At 41.3% G+C, this 3,346-nt stretch carries 4 protein-coding genes; 3 read left to right on the plus strand and 1 reads right to left on the minus strand.

Features of this window, described 5'->3' with window-relative positions; translation table 11 throughout:
* Positions 1–631 precede the first annotated feature (631 nt).
* Positions 632–1,060 (minus strand): helix-turn-helix domain-containing protein, encoded by a 429-nt coding sequence (locus CAG69_RS18830; RefSeq protein WP_139046062.1) that lies wholly within the window; start codon positions 1,058–1,060, stop codon positions 632–634.
* Positions 1,061–1,149: 89 nt separating this feature from the next.
* Here CAG69_RS18830 and CAG69_RS18835 point away from each other — a divergent pair, with 89 nt between their 5' ends.
* From CAG69_RS18835 to CAG69_RS18845, 3 genes are all read left to right on the plus strand, one after another.
* Entirely contained in the window at positions 1,150–2,292 is a 1,143-nt protein-coding gene (locus CAG69_RS18835) for a phage/plasmid replication protein, II/X family (RefSeq protein WP_062887417.1), read from the plus strand.
* A gap of 24 nt (positions 2,293–2,316) precedes the next feature.
* Positions 2,317–2,598: a single-stranded DNA-binding protein gene (locus tag CAG69_RS18840; RefSeq protein ID WP_062887419.1), complete on the plus strand. Its 282-nt coding sequence runs from the start codon at positions 2,317–2,319 to the stop codon at positions 2,596–2,598.
* Between the two features lie 278 nt (positions 2,599–2,876).
* A complete protein-coding gene (locus CAG69_RS18845; RefSeq protein WP_161445640.1) occupies positions 2,877–3,101 on the plus strand; it encodes an RstC protein in 225 nt (74 codons plus the stop codon).
* Positions 3,102–3,346 lie beyond the last annotated feature (245 nt).

Here is a 3,346-nt window from a genome sequence, read left to right on the forward strand (position 1 = left end):
TGCCTAATACCTTAGTGCGCATTATATTCGTGTTTATGTTGAGTGGTTTGCCAACGGCCTAGAACGCGCAAAGGGTGGGCGAAAGACTTTCTCATTGTCGCAGCTTGCTGCGTACATGACAGGAAAGAGAATCGCTTTGAAGAGATAGCCCGTAACATAAAAAGCGTATAATGCGAATTAAGAAAGAAATGACATACCAATTACTCGGTATGTCATTTTTTTTACGTACTAGCCCCGCAGGGATAAGGGCGTCCACTTCAGTTCTTAGGGAATGACTCGTCTAAACGCCCGAAAAGTAGGGAACTTGTTCCCGTAGCTCCCCTCAATGAAACCGCAAAACATCCCTTCATCCTGCCAGAATCAGCCTTGCAGAGCCTTTCAGCACCAAAGGCGTTTAATCCCACTGGAACGCTCTAAAACTTCCATTTCGACGACGATGTGACGATGAGGAGGACGGGCTAGGACGACGATAAGGAACAGAGGAGAAGAGAGAGGGAGCGCAAAGCGGGGAGGAAGCGAGAGCGCCACGGTGTGCGCTCTCTCTACTTAGCTTTCATTTATTTCATGGCCAAAACCTACCGCGAAGCGGTTCGGGTTCCTGTTACACCCGAACTAACTCCGGAATTCCGGACTATTTTGCCTTTTTCATTTCTTCCGTTTTACCTTCAAAAATGGATATTCCTAAAAGAGTATTGTGCTCGATGAGATGCTGTAAGCTCTTAGCAATACAGTATTTATCGATCACTGCCAATAGATGATCTTTGTCCTCATCTGGCAGACCTTGGATCCTTTCAAGAGCAACTGACATTATTGCGTCAATGCTTGTCTCTTCCATATCCATTAGTAGTGCATTGGGTGTGCAGTTTAGTGCTCGTGTTAGCGCGTATATGGTACTTAACTTGGGGTCTGTTTCATTTCTTTCGATTTTTGAAATTTGACCAAATCTTATACCACACTTGTTAGCCAGGTCTCCTTGAGTCCAGCCTTTGTCACGTCGTAATCTTTTTAAGTTTTCGCCTATAGACATAATAAAATCGCATTTTTTATCTTGTGAACTCAATTTTAACCCTATATATTTATCGCTCAGGATAAATTGATTCTATGGGATTAGTCATTTTTATTCCATAAGACTATTGACAGGGTTTTCACTTGTACTTTATTGACCAACTTTTCATGCAACAAGATCACCCAGAAGGCGGACTTCCTTTGGTTGGCACGCATGTTATTGAGCGTGTTGATATGGAAAGTGGTGAGAAGCTCCCTCCAAGTGTGAATCAGAAAATTCTAGAAGGCTCTTACAGCACAAAATTAACTATTCGCTGTAATGGCAATCGCGTCCGTGTTGAAGGAAACCCTTCGAGATGGCAGCGTATGGATAATTTATTTGGTTTAAAAACACTTGATGAATGTGTATCCATCTATAACCACATATTAGCAAAATATGATTTACCTCCGTTTACTAAAAACACTCGTCTCCATCATCGCCAAACGGCTGAAAGAAAATCTTCTTGCCTTGTTGGTGATGGTGCTGAGATTACGCTTATTGACTGGACTCGTAATCACATGGTGGGGCGAGGGCGCGAAGCTTCATTTATTCGAGGAATGTCTTCGGTGCAAATTGGTCGCGGGCGTGAACCAAAGCTTTATCCAAATGGCATGACTTGTAACTGGGGTGAAGCTTCTGAATGGATGATGGATAAGCTTTACTGCAAGGCATTTGAATTAAAAGAGCATTTAAAAAAAGACAAGCGCAAAAAGAAAGGAGTTACAACAGAGCAACTTAATTATATCAATCAGCTAATTTCATATTGTGAAGAGCAAGGCGTAGTACGAGAAGAGCACAGCTTAAGACAGAAGTTATTGAAAAGACATAATTTACAATTTTACGGCTTAGTAGACGAACAAGACTTTTATGCACATTTGAATGATATCGAGAACGCTATGAACACACTGCACGCAACACATGATGAGCACCAATCTATTGCACACCAATTACTATCTTCTGGTGCTGTAGACACTTTACGACAGGCCAATACAACAATGAGTTATTTCACAATGTGGCAGCATGGTACTGATTTAAGAGACATCCTAAAAGACAGTCAATTTTATCAACATAAAGCTCGCCTAAAGCAAATTGGTATCGATATCTCTCGTCCTTTCGATGTTTCTCGGATGTGTCCTACATTGAAGCGTTCAGAGGTCATTGAGGTTGCTCCATTGCCAGTCCCAGACTGGTATCAAATGCCACAAGTTACCCAGTCAAACATTTTACCTTTCAGAGCAGTCGCTTAAATCAACTTTAATAAGGGCATTAACATGTTGAAAATTGAAATTTTTAAAGAGGATGAAAGACTCATTACTCGAACCATTCCTGGTAGAGAAGGGAAAGCGCCTAGAACTATTTACGAACAAACAGCATATGCATATTTGGGTGGTAAATTTCCCGTAGAGATGAAGTTATCTTTAGATGAAGGACAACCGCCATATGTCGCAGGAGATTACACAGTTCATAGTTCTAGTTATGTTGTTAATAACTTCGGTGGCCTTGAATTAAAGCGATTTGGTTTACTTATTTCTCCTATGGAGGCCGAACTATGATTTTGAACCTTCCTAAGAGAGCTATCCCATATAAAGGCGGCGTCGCTATGGTTAGCCGCGAAGATGATCCAGCGTATCAATGTACGTCTTGCTATAAGCCATTTTTTCAAGATGAAGTGACTGTTACCGCATATTTGACTCATATTGAGTGCCCAAATTGTTGTTCATCTTTACGAGAGATTACAGACTCTAAGCCACTAATCACTGAATAGAATTAAGCCCGTAACTGGTTGGACAGCTACGGGCTTTCACCACAACCAACTACTGGAGAGTTGATTATGACTATCAAAGAATACACGTTAACTGATTTAGAATCTAAGCTTAATGAAATTTCAAATATCTCGATGTTCTTAGGGACTGGCGATTGCCCAAAGGAAATTGCATCAAATTTACATGAACACATGAATGATGAGATTGAAAAGCTTCAAGGGATGTTAAGCTTAATGCGGTTATATCCAGAGATTAAAGCTCAAGAACTCAAGCAGACAACGGCCGATGCCTAATACCTTAGTGCGCATTATATTCGTGTTTATGTTGAGTGGTTTGCCAACGGCCTAGAACGCGCAAAGGGTGGGCGAAAGACTTTCTCATTGTCGCAGCTTGCTGCGTACATGACAGGAAAGAGAATCGCTTTGAAGAGATAGCCCGTAACATAAAAAGCGTATAATGCGAATTAAGAAAGAAATGACATACCAATTACTCGGTATGTCATTTTTTTTACGTACTAGCCCCGCAGGGATAAGGGCGT

The organism is Vibrio sp. V43_P6S15P86 (assembly GCF_009904725.1).
GTDB lineage: Bacteria > Pseudomonadota > Gammaproteobacteria > Enterobacterales > Vibrionaceae > Vibrio > Vibrio diabolicus.